The sequence below is a fragment of the Opitutaceae bacterium genome (assembly GCA_015075305.1).
Taxonomy (GTDB): Bacteria; Verrucomicrobiota; Verrucomicrobiia; order Opitutales; family Opitutaceae; genus UBA6669.
In genome coordinates this window covers 243,522-259,703 of record JABTUS010000002.1, presented here as the reverse complement: position 1 = coordinate 259,703, position 16,182 = coordinate 243,522, and the positions used below count along the sequence as shown (strand labels likewise).

Annotated in this window: 13 protein-coding genes; 9 read left to right on the top strand and 4 right to left on the bottom strand. The window is 61.0% G+C overall.

The window, feature by feature from the left end:
• Window position 1: 1 nt before the first annotated feature.
• On the bottom strand, window positions 2-1,396 hold the full coding sequence (locus tag HS122_05510; GenBank protein ID MBE7537851.1) for an acetylxylan esterase: 1,395 nt from the start codon (window positions 1,394-1,396) through the stop codon (window positions 2-4).
• A 48-nt stretch (window positions 1,397-1,444) separates the two neighbouring features.
• Between HS122_05510 and HS122_05505 the strand changes: the two genes are divergently transcribed.
• From HS122_05505 to HS122_05495, 3 genes are all read left to right on the top strand, one after another.
• Complete coding sequence (locus HS122_05505; protein MBE7537850.1) at window positions 1,445-3,292, top strand: hypothetical protein; 1,848 nt, start codon at window positions 1,445-1,447, stop codon at window positions 3,290-3,292.
• A 69-nt stretch (window positions 3,293-3,361) separates the two neighbouring features.
• A complete protein-coding gene (locus tag HS122_05500; GenBank protein MBE7537849.1) occupies window positions 3,362-3,997 on the top strand; it encodes an ABC transporter ATP-binding protein in 636 nt (211 codons plus the stop codon).
• Between the two features lie 9 nt (window positions 3,998-4,006).
• Window positions 4,007-5,212 carry an ABC transporter permease gene (locus tag HS122_05495; protein ID MBE7537848.1) on the top strand — a complete coding sequence of 402 codons (1,206 nt, stop codon included), beginning with the start codon at window positions 4,007-4,009 and terminating at the stop codon, window positions 5,210-5,212.
• A 7-nt stretch (window positions 5,213-5,219) separates the two neighbouring features.
• Here the strand turns inward: HS122_05495 and HS122_05490 are convergent, their stop codons facing one another.
• From HS122_05490 to HS122_05480, 3 genes are all read right to left on the bottom strand, one after another.
• The gene (locus HS122_05490; GenBank protein MBE7537847.1) at window positions 5,220-5,786 is read right to left on the bottom strand and encodes a hypothetical protein; all 567 of its coding nucleotides are present in this window, start codon (window positions 5,784-5,786) and stop codon (window positions 5,220-5,222) included.
• Window positions 5,787-5,934: 148 nt separating this feature from the next.
• Entirely contained in the window at window positions 5,935-7,401 is a 1,467-nt protein-coding gene (locus HS122_05485) for a DUF1501 domain-containing protein (protein ID MBE7537846.1), read from the bottom strand.
• A 16-nt stretch (window positions 7,402-7,417) separates the two neighbouring features.
• Entirely contained in the window at window positions 7,418-10,687 is a 3,270-nt protein-coding gene (locus HS122_05480) for a DUF1800 family protein (GenBank protein MBE7537845.1), read from the bottom strand.
• Window positions 10,688-11,072: 385 nt separating this feature from the next.
• On the opposite strand from HS122_05480, the gene HS122_05475 reads away from it, so the two are divergent.
• The 6 genes from HS122_05475 to HS122_05450 all read left to right on the top strand — a co-directional run bounded on the left by HS122_05475 (window position 11,073) and on the right by HS122_05450 (window position 16,150).
• Window positions 11,073-11,684: a flavin reductase family protein gene (locus HS122_05475; protein ID MBE7537844.1), complete on the top strand. Its 612-nt coding sequence runs from the start codon at window positions 11,073-11,075 to the stop codon at window positions 11,682-11,684.
• A 91-nt stretch (window positions 11,685-11,775) separates the two neighbouring features.
• A complete protein-coding gene (locus tag HS122_05470; protein ID MBE7537843.1) occupies window positions 11,776-12,327 on the top strand; it encodes an adenine phosphoribosyltransferase in 552 nt (183 codons plus the stop codon).
• 18 nt (window positions 12,328-12,345) lie between these two features.
• A complete protein-coding gene (locus HS122_05465; protein ID MBE7537842.1) occupies window positions 12,346-13,317 on the top strand; it encodes a D-2-hydroxyacid dehydrogenase in 972 nt (323 codons plus the stop codon).
• A 337-nt stretch (window positions 13,318-13,654) separates the two neighbouring features.
• The gene (locus HS122_05460) at window positions 13,655-14,068 is read left to right on the top strand and encodes an iron-sulfur cluster assembly accessory protein (protein ID MBE7537841.1); all 414 of its coding nucleotides are present in this window, start codon (window positions 13,655-13,657) and stop codon (window positions 14,066-14,068) included.
• A 347-nt stretch (window positions 14,069-14,415) separates the two neighbouring features.
• Window positions 14,416-15,078 (top strand): translation initiation factor IF-3, encoded by a 663-nt coding sequence (locus HS122_05455; GenBank protein MBE7537840.1) that lies wholly within the window; start codon window positions 14,416-14,418, stop codon window positions 15,076-15,078.
• Window positions 15,079-15,223: 145 nt separating this feature from the next.
• Window positions 15,224-16,150: an N-acetylmuramoyl-L-alanine amidase gene (locus HS122_05450; protein MBE7537839.1), complete on the top strand. Its 927-nt coding sequence runs from the start codon at window positions 15,224-15,226 to the stop codon at window positions 16,148-16,150.
• Window positions 16,151-16,182 lie beyond the last annotated feature (32 nt).

The following is a 16,182-nucleotide window of genomic DNA, read 5'->3' as shown; positions in this document are numbered from 1 at the left end:
TTCAGCGGATGCCGGCCTGCGCCACGACCCAGGCTTCGATTCTGGCATTCTGCTCGGGATTCGCGCTGTGGGGCATTTCAAGTGCGAGCAGGAGGAACTTTGGAGCCTGAATGACATTGTAGGCGGCGAACATCGAGGTGGGCGGGCAGGTTTCGTCATTGTATCCCCAGGAGTAGTAGCCCGGCACCTTGAGTCGGCGCGCGAAGTTGACCGCATCGTAATACGATGTTGTCGCGATCTTGAGATCGGTGGCGTGCGGCGAGGGACCCTGCGGGGTGGCGCGCATCATGTGGGGCCAGCCGCCCGCGCGGCCGTGCAGGTAGCCGGTGACATCGCAGTAGGCGGGATAGTTGGCGGCGAGAGCGGTGACTCTTGGATCGAGGCTTGCGGTGACGATGGAGAGCTGTCCGCCCTGGCTTCCGCCCATGACGATGAGCTGCTTCCGGTTCCATTTGGGATGGGACACGAGGTAGTCATTGGAGCGAAGGCAGCCGAGGTAGACGCGCCGGTAGAAATAGCTGTCGCGCTGGTCCAGATTGATCGCGAAGTAGTTGTTGAGCGGACCGCGCCCGAGCCCGGTGTACACGTCGGGGGGCAGGTTGACCGGGATGCCGTGAATGCCGATCTGCAGGGTGATTATGCCGCGCTCGGCAAGTTCGACCAGGCCGCGGTAGGGGCGAATGCCGGCGCCCGGTACATTGAGGACGGCGGGGAAGGTGCCTTCGGCCTTCGGCACGCAGAGCATGCCGTAGATCCGGCTTGTGGAGTTGCCCGAGGGACCCGCCGATTGCAGGTTCAGTTGATAGACATCAACCTTTGAAGTGCAGAGATCCGGTTGAAGCGTCAGCACCGGATCGATGGGAATGGCCGCGAGCATTTCCTTCTGAGCATTCCAGAAGGTCTCGAAATCCGGTGGATTGGCCTGCGTTGGAGTGATTTTTTCCGGGCTGAAGGCCGCTGTGGCGACACTGCGGTAGCTTTTCCCGCCGACCACTGCGGTTATGATGCAGCGGATGAAACCTGGCGATTGAAGCGTGCCTCCATCGATGGTGAGGCCTTCGGCCGGAACCACGGCTGTTTTTTCGGGGACCTCCATCATCTCTGGGCCGACCTTGTAGTGAATCGCAAGCTGTTCCAAGGGTTGCTGATCCCAGACTGCGGTGACCCTGAATTTTGCGGGTTCGCCGGTCTTGTAGGTCCATCCAAGGCGATCGGGCACCACACGTATCTGCGTTGTTGCAACCCTTTCGTCGGCAGGCGCTGGAAGCGCAATTTCAGCGCGGATTACCGGCGTCAGTATCGCCAATGCACATCCATAAACGAGGGCAAGTCTTGTGGGAGAAGGCATGATTGAAATGGAGGGTTGAGAAAATAGGCTCGTTAATCTCGCCTGCATTTGGGATGGCTTGGCGGACAGCGGCAACAAAAGATAGTACGACACTCTATGGCCCTTTGGGAATACAAGATCATCGGCAGCGGAAAAGGAGGCTTTGGAAGCCCGTCACTGCTCGAATCACATCTCAACCAGCTCGGAAAGGACGAGTGGGAGATCATTGCTTTCATCACGAGTCCTGAAAATCCACTCGCCTTCCAGGGACTTGCGCGGCGAACAACGCAGCGCGACTGGACGCTTCAGGATGCGGCTGCGGCGGCTGCAAAAGCGGAGGCGGAGAAACTGCGTGCGGAATTTGCCGCGAAGTTCCAGGCGGCACAGTCGGGCGCGCCCGTCGAGGACAAGCCATCCTCGCTGGTTGCCGATACCGCCGCGCCCGAGGATGGATTGCGACGGTTGAGGGATACCGATCGGGATCAGGATCCCGAAGCGCTCGCGGATTCCGATGAAATGGACGAGGTCGCGCTCGATGCGGAGGATGAACTGCCGACCTTCTTCGATTACATCCGCCCCTACATGCGCCGGAATCAGAGAGGTCCCGGTCTTTCGCTGGCGGTCGACTACCTTGCCAACAAGATCGACCAGTCGCCCGGCGATATCGTGACGGCCCTCAAGGAGTGCGGCTTTTCAATTCCCGAGGACGAGGATGACGATCCCGCCTACATCGAGTACGATGGCGATCTCTACTGGGTGAACGTGAACCGGCATCACCAGCTATTCATCAATACCAAGGAAAAGCCGCGCCCTGTTTTTCGAGCGGTCAAGGGAGAGCCTTTTGCCGCGCCGGAAAAGTCCGAGGATGCTCCGCGCGAAGGCCGTCGGGAGGGCCGCCATCGCAAGGGGGACAAGGCGATGGCCGACGATTCGAGTGTCTCGGCATCCGAATCTTCCGCAAGTGAGGCGGATCCCGTGGCAGCAGATGTTGCAGTTGAGGAAAGGCCGGCTTCGCCCGCGCAGCGCAATGACAACGATCAGCGCAGGGAGAGGGATCGTGGCCAGACAAAGGCGGCGCCCGCAGCCGCAAACCCCACGATCCTGCCTGGCGGGGAGGAGCTTCTCGCGAAACTCCGCCCGCACATGCGCCGCAATCGCCGGGGTCCCGGAGTTTCCGGCAGCGTGGGTTTCCTGTCGCGCGCGCTCGATCAGTCGGATGCGGAGCTTGCCGCCGCCCTGGCGACGGTTGGTTTTGTCATACCCGAGCGCTCGAATGACAAGGCTGCGTACATCGATGCGGGAAGCTGGACCTTTTGGATAAACAAGGACAACCGGGGAGGACTTTGGATCAACGGACGGGAGAAGCGCCACCGCGACAGCAGAGCCGGAGGCGAAGTTTCGCAGCCGCATGCCGCTGAACCGGCCGCATCGCCCGCCTCGGATACTGCCGCCGCTGCTCCCGAGACATCCACTGGAGCAGCTGAAATTCCGACCACAGCGGAATCGACGCAGGCTGACGAAAAGCCATCCGATCCACCGGCTGAAGCGCTTGCACGCGACGAATCGTCACGTGTGGCGGATGCGGGTGGAAAGGAAACGCCCGCGGATTCCGCTGGGCAGGCCGGCGTCATTGCCTTGATCCGGCCACTGTTGAAAACCAAGCCGCGCAGCAGCATCGCGACGGGTGAGGTGAGCCTGCTGGCCGAGGCAATAAGCCAGGCGCCGGACAAGCTGCTCCAGTCGCTGTCGAGCCTTGGCCTGGCCGTCCCTGCCGATGGAACGGAGAAGTCGGATGCCATCGAAATTGAAGGCGAGTCCATTTGGATTTCCCGTGGGAAGAAGGATGAAGTGCTTTCGGTAAACATGAAACCGGCCAAGGCAGCGCGCAGTGCGCGAGCCGCTGGTCCGGGTGTTCGTCGCCCGGCGAGAAAGAGCGCCAGGGCTGGCGAAAAGGCTTCCGAGTGATTTCTGTCTGACGTGCTGCGAATCACGGATCTCTGCAAACGTTTCAGATCCCCCGAGGCGGCTGGCGCCATGGTGGAGATCGTGAGGGTGCATCAATTCGCGCTTTCCGCCGGAGAGCAGGTTGCGCTGCGTGGTGAAAGTGGCTCCGGAAAAACGACGTTCCTGCATTTGATCGCCGGAATTCTTGCGGCGGATGAAGGTAGGATTGAACTCGATGGGACGGTTGTCACTGCCCTGAGCGAGGCGCGGCGCGACCGGCTGCGGGCGGAGAAGATCGGGTATATCTTCCAGACGTTCAATCTGCTGCAGGGGTATACTGTCCTGGAAAATGTCATATTGGGGATGAGTTTCGGTGCCGGGGCAGACCGGGCGCGTGCACGTGAGCTGCTGGAACGGGTGGGCCTTGGGCATCGCCTCTCGCATTTTCCCCGCCAGTTGTCGACGGGGCAGCAGCAGCGTGTCGCGGTGGCGCGCGCGCTCGCCAACCGACCGAGGCTGGTGCTGGCGGACGAACCGACGGGCAATCTCGATCGCAGGCATGGCACCGAAGCGCTGGCGCTCATACGCGAGGCCTGTAGTGAAGCCGGTGCAGCGCTTCTCGTTGTGAGCCATGACGAACACGTTCTCGCGGCCTTTGGCAGCGTCCAGTCGTTTTCGGACATCAACCGCCCGGCGGCGCTGCGGTCGGCGCAGCGGGCAAACTGAGATCGTGTCGTGACGCTCCCCCTGATCATCTATCGCAGCCTTCGCCAGCACGCCTTGTCGACGCTTGTGACGGCGACCAGCATCGCACTTGCGACAGGGCTTCTGATGGTGGTCTGGATGGTGAAGACGCAGTCCCAGAAGGCGTTCCTTGAGACGAGCACGGGATTCGATGCCGTGCTGGGTGCGAGGGGATCGAAACTCCAGATAGTGCTGAACAGCATCTTTCACCTGGAGGCCTCGCCTGGAAACGTGAGTGCGGCGGATTACGAGCAGATCCGGCGGGATCCTCGGGTGAAGGCGGCCATTCCGCTCGCGCTGGGCGACAACTATCTTGGGTTTCGGGTCGTGGGAACTATCGAGGATCTCTTCACGAAGGTTGAGTACGCGAAGGGCCGGAAGTATCGCATCGAGGGCGGCGGCCGGCTGTTCGCGGGTTCGGCCCGAGAGGCGGTGGTGGGAAGCTTTGTCGCCGACAAGCTGGGGCTCAAAGTCGGGGCCACGTTCAAGCCGTACCACGGCCTGGTGTTTGCGGCCAATGCGCAACATGAGGATGTATTCACGGTCACGGGGGTGCTTGCCCCCACAAACACGCCCGCCGACAAGGTGATCTGGATACCGATATCCGGAATTCAGACCATGTCCGGGCATGACGCGAAGTTCTCGACCGATGTCAGTGCGGTGTTGATTCAGTTTCGCACGCCGACGGCGGGACTGATGATGGACATGATGTACAACAAGCAGGGCAACCGGCTGACGCTTGCGTATCCGGTGGCGGCGATCATTGCGGACCTGTTCGGCAAGATCGGATGGTTCGACCGGGTGCTGGCGCTGGTGGCCTATCTGGTGGCGCTGGTGGCCGCGGGAAGCGTGCTGGCGAGCATCTATGCATCGATGAGCGCGCGCCGCCGCGACGTGGCGATCCTGAGGTCCCTGGGTGCGCACCGACGCACCATTCTCGCAGCGGTTGTTGGCGAGGCTGCGGCGATCGGAGCTATCGGCGCGATTGCCGGCTTTGCGTTCTACTTTGGACTTTTGACGGCTGTTGCCGGTGTGATCCGCAGTCAGACCGGAGTCGTGATTGATGTTTCGTCCGGCGCGCCGATTCTATGGATTGCACCGCTCGCGCTGATAGGGCTGTGCGCGCTGGGCGGCCTCGTGCCCGCGATGAAGGCCTATCGCGTTCCTGTCGCGGAAACGCTTGCTCCCACTTCGTGATTGACGGTCACGGCACGGGGTCCGGCGACAAGACGGTGTCGTCGGCCGTGTAGAGTCTGTGGTCGGGGCCGGCGGATCTGATCTCCATGCGCGTGCCGCTCAACTGGTGAAAGAAGAAAGGGGTTCCCCATCGATCGACGAGCTCTCCGTTGGAGTTTATCGCGGGGTGCCGTTTCGGGATCATGGCGAGATGGAATGTGTTTTCGCCGGTGAGCGCCCGGGTGATCTCCGCATTGCTGCCGACAGGATTGCCGCTGTGCGGATAGGTGGTCCGCCAGGATGCGAACAAATCGCTGAGGAGCTGAAGGTCATCGTGGATCGTCCTGCCGGGAGCATTGAGCTTGCCGATTCCCTCAAAGGTTGCGTCCTCGGTTGACGCCGCCCCCTCCGCGACACGAGGGATGGAATCGGCTGGAAGGTTCGCTATTGCCGCCGGCGATTGCGTCGGGAAGACGGGAGCCTTTGTGGGAACCGGTGGCGCAGCGGGCGTGGGTTTCTCCGGCTGGCCAAGGTACCAGATTCCGATCGCGGCTATCAGGAGGACGGCGGCATAAATGACACGACGGTTTCTCATGGGTGGAACAGATCGGGTTGCGACAGTCGGATATTCGCCATGGAAAATCCAGCCCATGGAGGGTCAGTCAGCGGGCCAAGGCGTTGAATGCGTTGACCGCTGGAAAATGCGACAGGATGTGAATCAAACCCGCGGAGCCGAATGGAACTCAGAGGAAGGCGACGTTCTGGTGGGCGAAGCGGCCGGCGTTCGGGAGAACTATCGGCAGATCGGTGGCGCTGACGCCGAACCAGCGGGCCAGCGTGGCGCTGTATTCGTCAACGCTGGTGGTCGGGATCCACTGTCCGCGGGAACCGGTGTCCTGCACGCCGCGCAGGGTGAGATCCGGCATGCGCCCGTAGATGTTGCCGCCCTTGACCGCGCCGCCGACAATGATGTGGTGGCTGCCCCACCCGTGATCGGAGCCGTCGCCGTTGGTGTTGTACGTGCGACCGAAATCCGAGGCGGTGAAGGTGGTGACTGAATCGGAGAGTCCCATCTCGACGGTGGCGTCGTAGAAGGCCTTCAGGGAGTTGGAGACATCCGTGAGCAGGTTGGCGTGTGCACCGGTCGCGGTGGCACCGGCGGTCACCTGGGTGTCATGCAGATCCCATCCGCCGATGCGGGCGAAGAAGATCTGTCGCTTGAGGCCGAGTTGGGAGCGGGCTGAGATGAGCCTTGCAATCGTGCGGAGCTGCTGGCCCAGGCTGGAGGTGGGGAAGAGATTGTAATTGGTGGGAAAGGCGGAGTTTGAGCCGGCGGAGGCGGAGCTGAGAATGCTTGCAAGCAGTCCGCTGTCGGCGATGGCGTCAGTCGTCATTCCCGCAAATGCCGTTTCGAAAAGGTTGGCCGAGGGGGAGTTCAAGATGTCGTTCATCGCCTTTGTTCGAATGGCTGCGACGGAGGTCCCGGATGGATCCGCTGAGCCGCTCAGGGCGACAGCGCCTGTGGGGGAGACCGAATATTGCGCGATATTGCGCCCGACCTGAAAGGAATTTTGTCCATTCAGGGTGATCGACATTGAGATGGTGGGGTTCTGGTTGAAGGCGTTGGTGAGGTCGGCGAGCCGTCCACCCCATCCGGAGGCGAAGGCCTTGTCGGGCAGACTGCTCTGCCACTCGACCTGCTGGTCATTGTGGGAGAAAAGCTGGGGCGGCAGCGGCACTGAACGCGCGGAGTACTGCGCCTTAGTGGTCGGATAGAGCAGGGTGCCGACATTGGCGAGCACGGCGGCCTTGCCAGCGGAATAGATTGAATGAACCCCGGTCATCGCAGGATGCAGGCCCCAGTTCCGCCCGTCACCCGCCGTGTTTGCGATTGGGAGGGCGACGCCATTCGGAAGGGCGAGAGCGGTGCGCGAAGCCGCATAAGCCGCATAACCGGTGGAGTCGGTGGGAATGACGACATTGTTGGAATCGTTGCCTCCCGCGAGGAAGAGGCATACGAGCGCCTTGAAGTCCTCCGCTGCCGACATGCCGGGTACCTGCGGACCGTTGCCAGGCTGCGCGAGCGCGCCGAGGACGCGAAGCTGCGCGAGCGCGGAGAGCATGCCGGTTGCGCTGACGGCGGCGCAGCAGGCCCCGAGGAATTTTCTGCGGGAAGGATCGACGGGCGAGGGGAATGGTGAGCGATTCATGATTGAAGCGGGATGTTTACGGTTGGATGGCACCGTCAGGCGTCGAGATGAGCAGATAAGCGGCGCTGCGGACCTTTTCCGTCGCACTGGTGTTGGATGGCATAGCGTTGAGCGCGGTCACTATCCTTGTCCGGGTTCTATCGCTGCTTGCGGCGCCGGTCAGGAGCAGATCCAGCCTGTCCACCAGAGCCTGGGGCGTTGTCGCGAGCGGAAGAAGACTGTCCAGGTTCATGTAGACGGTCGTGCTGTTGTCCATGCTCGCGGGTTTGTTGGCATACAGAAAGCCGTAGAGGTAGTTGGTTGTGGTTATCGCGGTCGTTGACGTGAAGATCTGAAACTCGGGAGCGTAGAGACCCGCCGCGGCAAGCGCACCGGGCTGGACGTAGTAGGGTTCGAAGAAATTGAACACCGTGGGGGCGCTCAACGGCTGCTGGGATGTCTGCGCATCGGAATTGGTGATCACATATCGCCCCGTGTTGGTGGCACCACCCAGCGCGCGGAAGAGGGCGGCGGTGCGCAGAATGGGCTCCTTCAGCTTGCCGAAGGAGCTGACCGCCGAAGCCTCGGGCGAGCGTGCCTCGAAGTCGGTGAGGATCGCGCGAACGACAGCACCGAGATCCCCCCGGACGCCGGCTCCATTGTCAGCGAACTTCTGCGCAACGCGATAGACGTAGGCGGGGCTCGGATTGGCGGTGACGAGGCGCTGAATGAGCTGACGGGAGACAAAGGGCCCGGTGTTCGGATGATTGAACAGGGTGTCGAGCATGTCATTGAGGTCCTTCAGTCCGCCCTGCCCCGCGGGAATCACCCTGCCGCCGACGATTGTTTTCGGACCGTCCTCGTGCGAGGCGGGGAAGAGTCGCAGCGGATCAATGTAGTCCGTGCCGTTTGCCGGGGAGCCCGCGCCTCCGCCTCCCGTGAAGCTGGGCCTTGCCGAATAGTTCTGGGCAAAGCCCCATCCCGTGAAGACCTTTGCGGTTTCTGAAATGGTGGTCTGGTCATAGGTGGGAATAGGCAGACCCTGGGCATCCAACCGGAGGGTTCCATCGGGATTCAGCTGCACGAGGCCGATGGTGAAGAGCTGCATGACCTCGCGTGCGTAATTCTCATCGGGCAGACTGGCGCCGCTGGCCTTCTGGTTTCGCAGATAGGTCAGGTAGATTCCCATCATCGGGTTGAGCGTGACGTCCTGCAGGAGCTGGCGAAAATTGCCGAACGCATTTTTTGCGAGGATGTCGTAGTAGTTTGCAGCACCCTCCTGCCAGGCGTTCACAGTGCCGTTTTGATCGGAGATCACCATGATCTGCGACAGGGCGAAAGCCACCCGCTGGCGGAGCTGGTCGCCGCCTTGGAGCGCAAACTTCCACCAAGTGTTCAGGCGGTGCGATTGCCCGGCACGGCGGAAGAGGTTCGTATTGGGATCGCGATCCTGACCGCCTGCGTTGTTGGCGGCAAAGTCCGCGGCAACAGCCGCGCGATGGGATGCGGCCGGCATGTTCACCTGATCGGTGATCCACGCCTGATAGCCCTTGGAGACTACTTCATCAATTGCCGCCTGGGTCGCGCCGAAGCTGGCCTGTGATAGAAAGCGTGCGGCTTCCTGGGGTGTCGGATTGACAAGGCTTATGATCGGCGGGTCCTCCGGCGGGGTGAAAGCCATTGTTCCGGAACTCTTCAGGTAGGTGCCCGCGAGTTCGCCGGATGGATAGCTTACGGATTCAACGCTGACAAATATCCGGCCTTCCTTGAGGGCTTGAACGAGTTCGGCGGCACTATACTGCCCGCTGTCGCGTATGTCCCACCGCACTCCTGATGCCTGCCCGCTGGGAATCCGGAACAGGTAGGCGGCTCCACTGTCGCCAAGATTGCCGAGTCTCAGGTAGGCGACGGTCTGCGGCGAGGAAAGCGCGGAAAAGCTGAGATTGACCAGGGCAAAGGTCTGGTCAGAGCTCAGCTGGATGGAGGAGCTGCCATAACCAACCGAATCTGTGGCAGCCGCTGACGGCCGAAGTGTGGACACGTAGAGACTGCCGGGGTTGTAGAAGATCGAGACGATCGCCGAATTGTTTGCGGCGGAACCGTACGCCGGGTTGTAGGCGACTGTGAGCGCGACGGACTTGCTGACTGTCGTTGATTGCGTGGTTGCATACGGCTTTATCTCGACGGTTGCGCTGCTCGCGCCAGCGGGAATCGTGACCGATCCCGGCACATTGATGTAGTCGACCCCGGACACTGCGGAGCCTGACAGCGTGTAGTAGACGGTCATCGGGTCCGTGGTCGATCCCGTGCGGGAGATGGTGAACACACCCGGGCTCGCCCCGGCTGTATCGGTCGAGGGCTTGGAGGCGAGCACGCTGACAAGTGGCAGCGAAGAGGGAGTTAGGTCATAGGCCTCGACCAGTGCGACACCGCTGGTTCCGCCCACCCCACTCACCTGTATCGTGTAGGATCCTGGCGCGAGATCGACGATCAGGGCCGAATCGAGGCTGCTGGTGCTGGCGAGAGCGAAGGCACCGACGGACGCGAAGGTTGTGGCGAGCGAGGAGGTGTTTCCGCTGGAGCCCCAGTTGTCGTTGCCGGCGATCTGCACGCCCGAACCGTTGAGAATGGCCATCGTGGGATTGGCCAGAGGATTGGGTACGTTGAAATTGGCCAGAGTCGGCCCGATCGCGCGGAACAGTACCCGGCGGGTACCGGAGCCGGGTGCAACGACGATGCCGGAAATGACGATGTTTGCGCCGGTTTGAACCTCCGCGCGCGACGAAAGATTGATGAGCTCGGAGGCCCCCGAGACATCGTAAACCTCGACGAGGGCCAGTCCGGTTCCGGCGTTGGCGCTCGTAACCTTCACCGTATAGCTGCCCGCAGCAAGGGTGGCAAGCAGAGCCGAGTCATTGTCGCTTGTGAAAGGAAAGGCACCGACTGAGCTGAAGTCCGCCGCAGTGGCGAGCGAGCCACCGCTGGAAACCTTCCAGTTGTCGTTCTCGAAAATCTTGATCGAATCGCCATTGTAGACCTCGATACGTGGATTCGCGAGGACCAGTGAGCTGGGCAGACCAATGCTGGCCTGCGTCAGGCTCGGGCCCGAGGCGCGAATGAGAACCTGCTTGGATGTGCCGGGGCTGATGATGAAGCCGGCAATCAGCGCGTTGGCGTCACCGGTGCCGACCCTGGCGCGGGTGGAAATGTTGATGAGGCGCTGACCGAACTGGGCACCAGGGACCAGGGGAACGATCACAAGACAGGCGATGAAAACCAATGCACACGCAGGAAAGCGCGGTTTCATATTGTTCATAACGTGAGCGGACAATGATGCGGGGATGATTGTATTATCGATAAATTGCCGGCGGTCATCAATCGGAATTGAGCATATTGCGGATACACCCCAAAGCGGAACATGGTTTCAATTTATTGTCGAATAGCGGAGGAAGGACGGATGTGATGAAACGGAATTTATGCATTTTGATTGCATGACTGATTTGCGCCGGGATTGCGCAAAAATCGTAGTTACTGGATAAACGCCGAACCGATTCTTCAGTTTCATTCATGAGACGCACTTGTATCTGCGAGGGTTACGTGCGGCGTTCGGAGGCTGGTTTCCCGGGCTGGACAAACCGGAACACCGTAAACTCTCGCGCGAAGGTGCCGACCTTGCTCAATTGAACGCCGACATGCATCTCGATTTCACGCGGCTTGAGCCGCGTCATGCCTATCAATGGATGGTATCGACGATTCTCCCGCGTCCAATCGCCTGGGTGTCGACCATTTCGAAGGAAGGTCGGTCCAATCTCGCGCCCTTTTCGTTTTTTCAGGGTGTCACGGCAAACCCGCCGACATTGATGGTCGTTCCCGTGAACAAGAAGGATGGAACGAAGAAAGACACGGTGCGCAACATTGAGGAGGTGCCGGAGTTTGTCGTTTCCATCTGCTCCTTTGCACTTGCGGAGAAGATGAACGCCTCGGCCTCGCTCCTGCCGCATGGCGAGAGTGAGTTCGATGCGTTTGGGATCGAGGCGGCGCCCAGCGTGACCATCCGACCTCCGCGAGTTGCGCTCGCGCCGGTATCCTTTGAATGCGCGCTGCATTCCATCGTGCGCCTGGGGGAGGGGCCGCTGGCAGCCAATGTCGTTTTTGGGTTGATACGCCTCGCCCACATCGACGATGCGATCCTCGATGAGCATGGCCATGTCGATGCGGCGAAGCTTGACGCAATCGGGCGCATGGGGGGTGAAAGCTACACGCGTACGCGCGACGTTTTCAGCATGCGCCGGCCCGATCGCTGAAGTGCGGCCGGTCGCAGTCCGCTGTTGTCTGAGATTTCACTCCACGCTTGCTCCGGAGCGGTGTCGAAGGCGTCATGGATTTTCTTCCGGCATGAACTCGTACGACTTCAACTCCTACCTCAAGCCTCGCATTCGCACGGTGCGCGACTGGCCCAAGGTCGGGGTGAATTTTCGTGATGTGACAACCCTGTTCCACGATCCGGAGGCGTTTCGCGTGATGGTGGAGGCGTTCTCGCTCGACTGCACGCGTTTGAACGTGGATCTCATCGCTGCGGTCGATGCGCGGGGATTCATCATTGGCGGCGCACTGGCGTACCAGTTGCACAAGCCGTTTGTGCTCGTGCGCAAGAAGGGCAAGCTGCCGTACAAGACTGTTTCAGAGGACTATGACCTCGAATACGGCACGGCCGCGGTGGAGATTCATGCCGATGCGTGCAGGCCCGGGGACAGGATACTGATCGTGGACGATCTCATCGCCACGGGTGGCACGCTCATGGCGGCGGCGAAACTGTTTCAGGTTCTCCACGGCGAAGTGGTGGGCGTCGCCGCCATAATAGATCTGCCGGAGCTCGGTGGATCGAGGCGGCTTCGCGCGGGAGGCCTGCGCGTGCATGCCCTCTGCGAATTCACTGAGAACGAGTAGGCCTCCTGCATTTCCCGCATGAAGCTCACGATCTGGTCAAACACGTCCCTTTCGGAATCCGCCACGCGAATGCTGCGCGAAGGCCTCAGCGATCACACGCTGGTCATCGCGGAGCGAACGACGACACCGGGGCGGTCTCCGGTCCGGCATGACGATGCGCCTGCCGATGCGGACATCGTCCTCGGGCAGCCCGCGGTTGAGTCGTGCCTCAAACACGACAGGCTGAAATGGGTCGCGCTGACCAGCGCGGGTTACACGCGTTTCGACAATCCCGCGTTCATGGAGGCCTTTCGAGAGCGCGGGTCGATCCTCACGAACATGTCGTCGGTGTTTGCCGATCCCTGCGCGCAGCATGCGCTGGCGATGATCCTTGCATTTTCGCGCCAGCTCCTGCCCGCGCAGCTTGACCAGATCAACGGCCGCGCCTGGAACTACGCGGAGCGCCGGCATGGCACGATGCTGCTGACCGGGCAGAAGGTGCTGTTCCTTGGCTATGGAGCGATTGGCAGGCGGCTGGCGGAGCTCCTGGCGCCGCTTCACGTGAAACTCCATGCGGTGCGCCGCCAGGTGAGGAGCGAGCGCGGGCTGACGGTGATACCCGAGGAGCAACTGACCGCGCTGCTTCAGGAGATGGACCACGTCGTCAACCTTCTGCCCGAGAACGACTCCACGCGCAACTACGTCAATGCGCGGCGGCTGGCTGCGTTCAAGCCGGGGGCCTTTTTCTACAACATCGGTCGCGGCACCACGGTGGATCAGGCTGCGCTTGCCGAGGCGTTGCACAGCGGCAGGCTTGCGGGCGCGTACCTGGATGTGACGGATCCCGAACCGCTGCCAGCGTCGCATCCGCTCCGGGAAGCGCCGAACTGCCACATCACACCGCACATAGCGGGCGGTCGCCGCGATGAATATGAGGCCATGGTTGCGCATTTCCTCGCCAATCTGGATGCGTTCAGGCGCGGTGCGGAGATGATCGATCGTATTGTGTAGGGCGGTGGCGCAAGTGGGCCGCCCCTTCAGGGCTCTCCATCTTGGTTCACCTGTGACCCATGGCGTTGCCATGGGCTGGGGATGTTGCGCCCCTTCGGGGCTTCGGAAACACGCCAGCGGCGCAACCCATGGCAGCCCAAGGCAGCGCCTTGGGTGGGCCGGATCAGCGCGCCAACGGCGCAGTCCATGGCAGCCCAAGGCAGCGCCTTGGGTATTTTGATCAGCCATTGAGGCGAGCCCTGTAGGGGCGATCCAACGGGACTTTGCATGGGTGTTCGAACGCGCCCACAGGGATGCAGCGCTTGCACCGAAGCCAATCCTGCGCTTGCGTTGCGCCATGTCTCCTGGTTCTCAGGCAGAATCCGCCAGTCCCGTCACCCTTTCCTCGCCGATGGGTACCGGAGATGGCGTGCGCAGGGGAAACGAGAACCTTGTCCGACTGACCGAGAGCGCGGGCAGAAAGGCGATCTCGCTGAGCCTGCGCGAGGCTAAAGGCGGTTTTTTGCGGATCGCCATCACTGGCGGCGGATGCAACGGGCTGAGCTACAAACTTCGATTCGTCGCGGAGCCCAAACGCGGCGACATCCTGGTCGAGTCCGCAGGAGCCCAGGTACTGGTCGATGCGAAAACCGCACTTTACCTGAAGGGAACCCTTCTCGACTACTCCCACCAGATGGTTGGCGGAGGCTTCAAATTCTCAAATCCCAACGCCAAGGCCAGTTGCTCTTGCGGAGAAAGCTTCAGTGTTTGAATGGGATTCTGCCATGAGCCCTGCGACGGAGTGATGCCCCATCGTCGGAACTTTTCTGGCGACAGTCCTCGACGGTCGGTCATTTTCCTGAGGTGTAACAAGCAGGGATTCGTGGAAATGCGTCAAAATCGCAGTTGCGATGCGCGATCGATTTTTCTAACAAACTAGCGATAAGCGATTTATGATCAATCCGCGGCGAAAAGACCTATGCCTGTCTATTGAGCCACCCAAGCTTGTCGCCCGCATGGACGGAGAGATGAAAGCGACACCCGGCGAGATTGAAGTTGTCTTAACCATTCCGCCACGTGATGACCTTTGGGACCTATACTAAGAACCTCCTTTAATTGATGGCAAATTCCTTTCCGTCGAGCGGTGGCAATCGCTCGAGCTATTACAAGCGTCGCAATGTCGACCCGTTTGCGAGCATCCGTCGCAATCAGCGTATCAAAGTTCCGCAGATCCGTGTGATCTCTCCGGAAGGCACCCAGTTGGGGATCATGCAGACCGACAAGGCGCTGGCGCTGGCGCAGCAGTTCAACCTCGACCTTGTGGAAGTGGCGCCGAACGCGGTTCCCCCGGTTTGCCGGATCATGGATTTCGGCAAGTATGTGTACGAGGAGCAGAAAAAGGTCAGCCACGTCAAGTCGACCGCGAGCAAGCTCAAGGAGATAGAGTTTTCGGCGCGCATCGCGGCGAATGACTTCCATACGAAGATCCGCCATGCGGAGGAGTTTCTCGACAAGGGCAACAAGGTGAAGCTGCGCCTGAAGTTCCGCGGTCGCGAGCTCGCGCACACGGAGATCGGATTCCAGGTCATCAGCAATGCGCTGGCCGAACTCAGCGGCATGGGGCACGCCGACAGTGAACCCCGGCTGCTGGGAAAGCAGATCAATGTGATGCTCACGCCGCATCCGCCGAACAAGCGCAAGCGGAAGTATGCGATCGAGCCCGATGAAGAGCCGATCGATGATGCGGGTTCCCGTTCTGATTCCGACACGGACGACGATTGACGCCTCGGCCCGAGGCATGCTCCGTTTGTTTTTTGCGCGGCTATTCCTGTCATTTGCAGCCGGTGCTGCATTGGTGAGCGGAACGGTCCGGGCGGCGGCCGCTGCGCGCAGTCGACCCACAGCATCCCCTGCATCAGTGGACGGCATGCCTGTGAAGACCTTCATGGGTGCCGGCTACATCGAACTTGCGCCATGGGCGGCCCGCTTTGGGCTGACACCCGCGTGGCTGAAGCCGGGAAAAAGCCTCAGGTTGGAAAGTGCCTTTACGAAGATCCAGGTCGAGGAGGATCGCCGCGAGATGACGATCAACAATCTGAGGGTGTTTCTCGGCGAGCCCGTTGTGAGTTCAAGGGGATCGCTCTGGATAGGCGCCATCGATGCGCGCGAACTTCTTGGCCCGATACTGCGTCCGGCTGGAATCGCCTCCCCCACGCCAAAACTCAAGGTCATATGTGTTGACGCGGGACACGGTGGCAACGACACCGGCACGCAGAACAAGTCTCTCAAGCTGGAGGAAAAACGCATGACCCTGGATGTGGCTCAGCGCGTCCAGCGACTCCTCCAGGGGCAGGGCTACCGGGTGGTCATGACGCGCACGGACGACCGTTTCATCGAGCTCGAAGATCGCGCGGACATCGCGAATCGCGCGAAGGCCGATCTCTTTGTATCGATCCATTTCAACTCGTTTCCCCAGGAGTCCATCGCGGGAACGGAGACCTATATTCTGACGCGTCGCACCCAGCGCTCGACGGGTGCGACGAAGCGTGAAACGGCGGACAGTATTTCACTTCCGGGGAATGCCATGGATCCGTGGAATGCAGTGCTCGGATACTCGATGCATCGACAGACCAGGGAGAAGCTCGGCACGTTCGACCGCGGGCTCAAGTTTGCGAGGTTCAAGGTGCTGACGCTTGTCAATTGTCCGGGCGTCCTCTTTGAGGCGGGCTACCTTTCCAATGCCAATGAGGCCAGGAAAATCAGTTCGGCGGATTATCGCTCCGAAATCGCGGTCGGCATCGTCGATGGAATCTCGGCCTACGCCTCGCGCCTTGACGCTGCGAGGAAGCAATAGGTCTGGCGGCACCGCGGGGTCCGCGCCTTGAC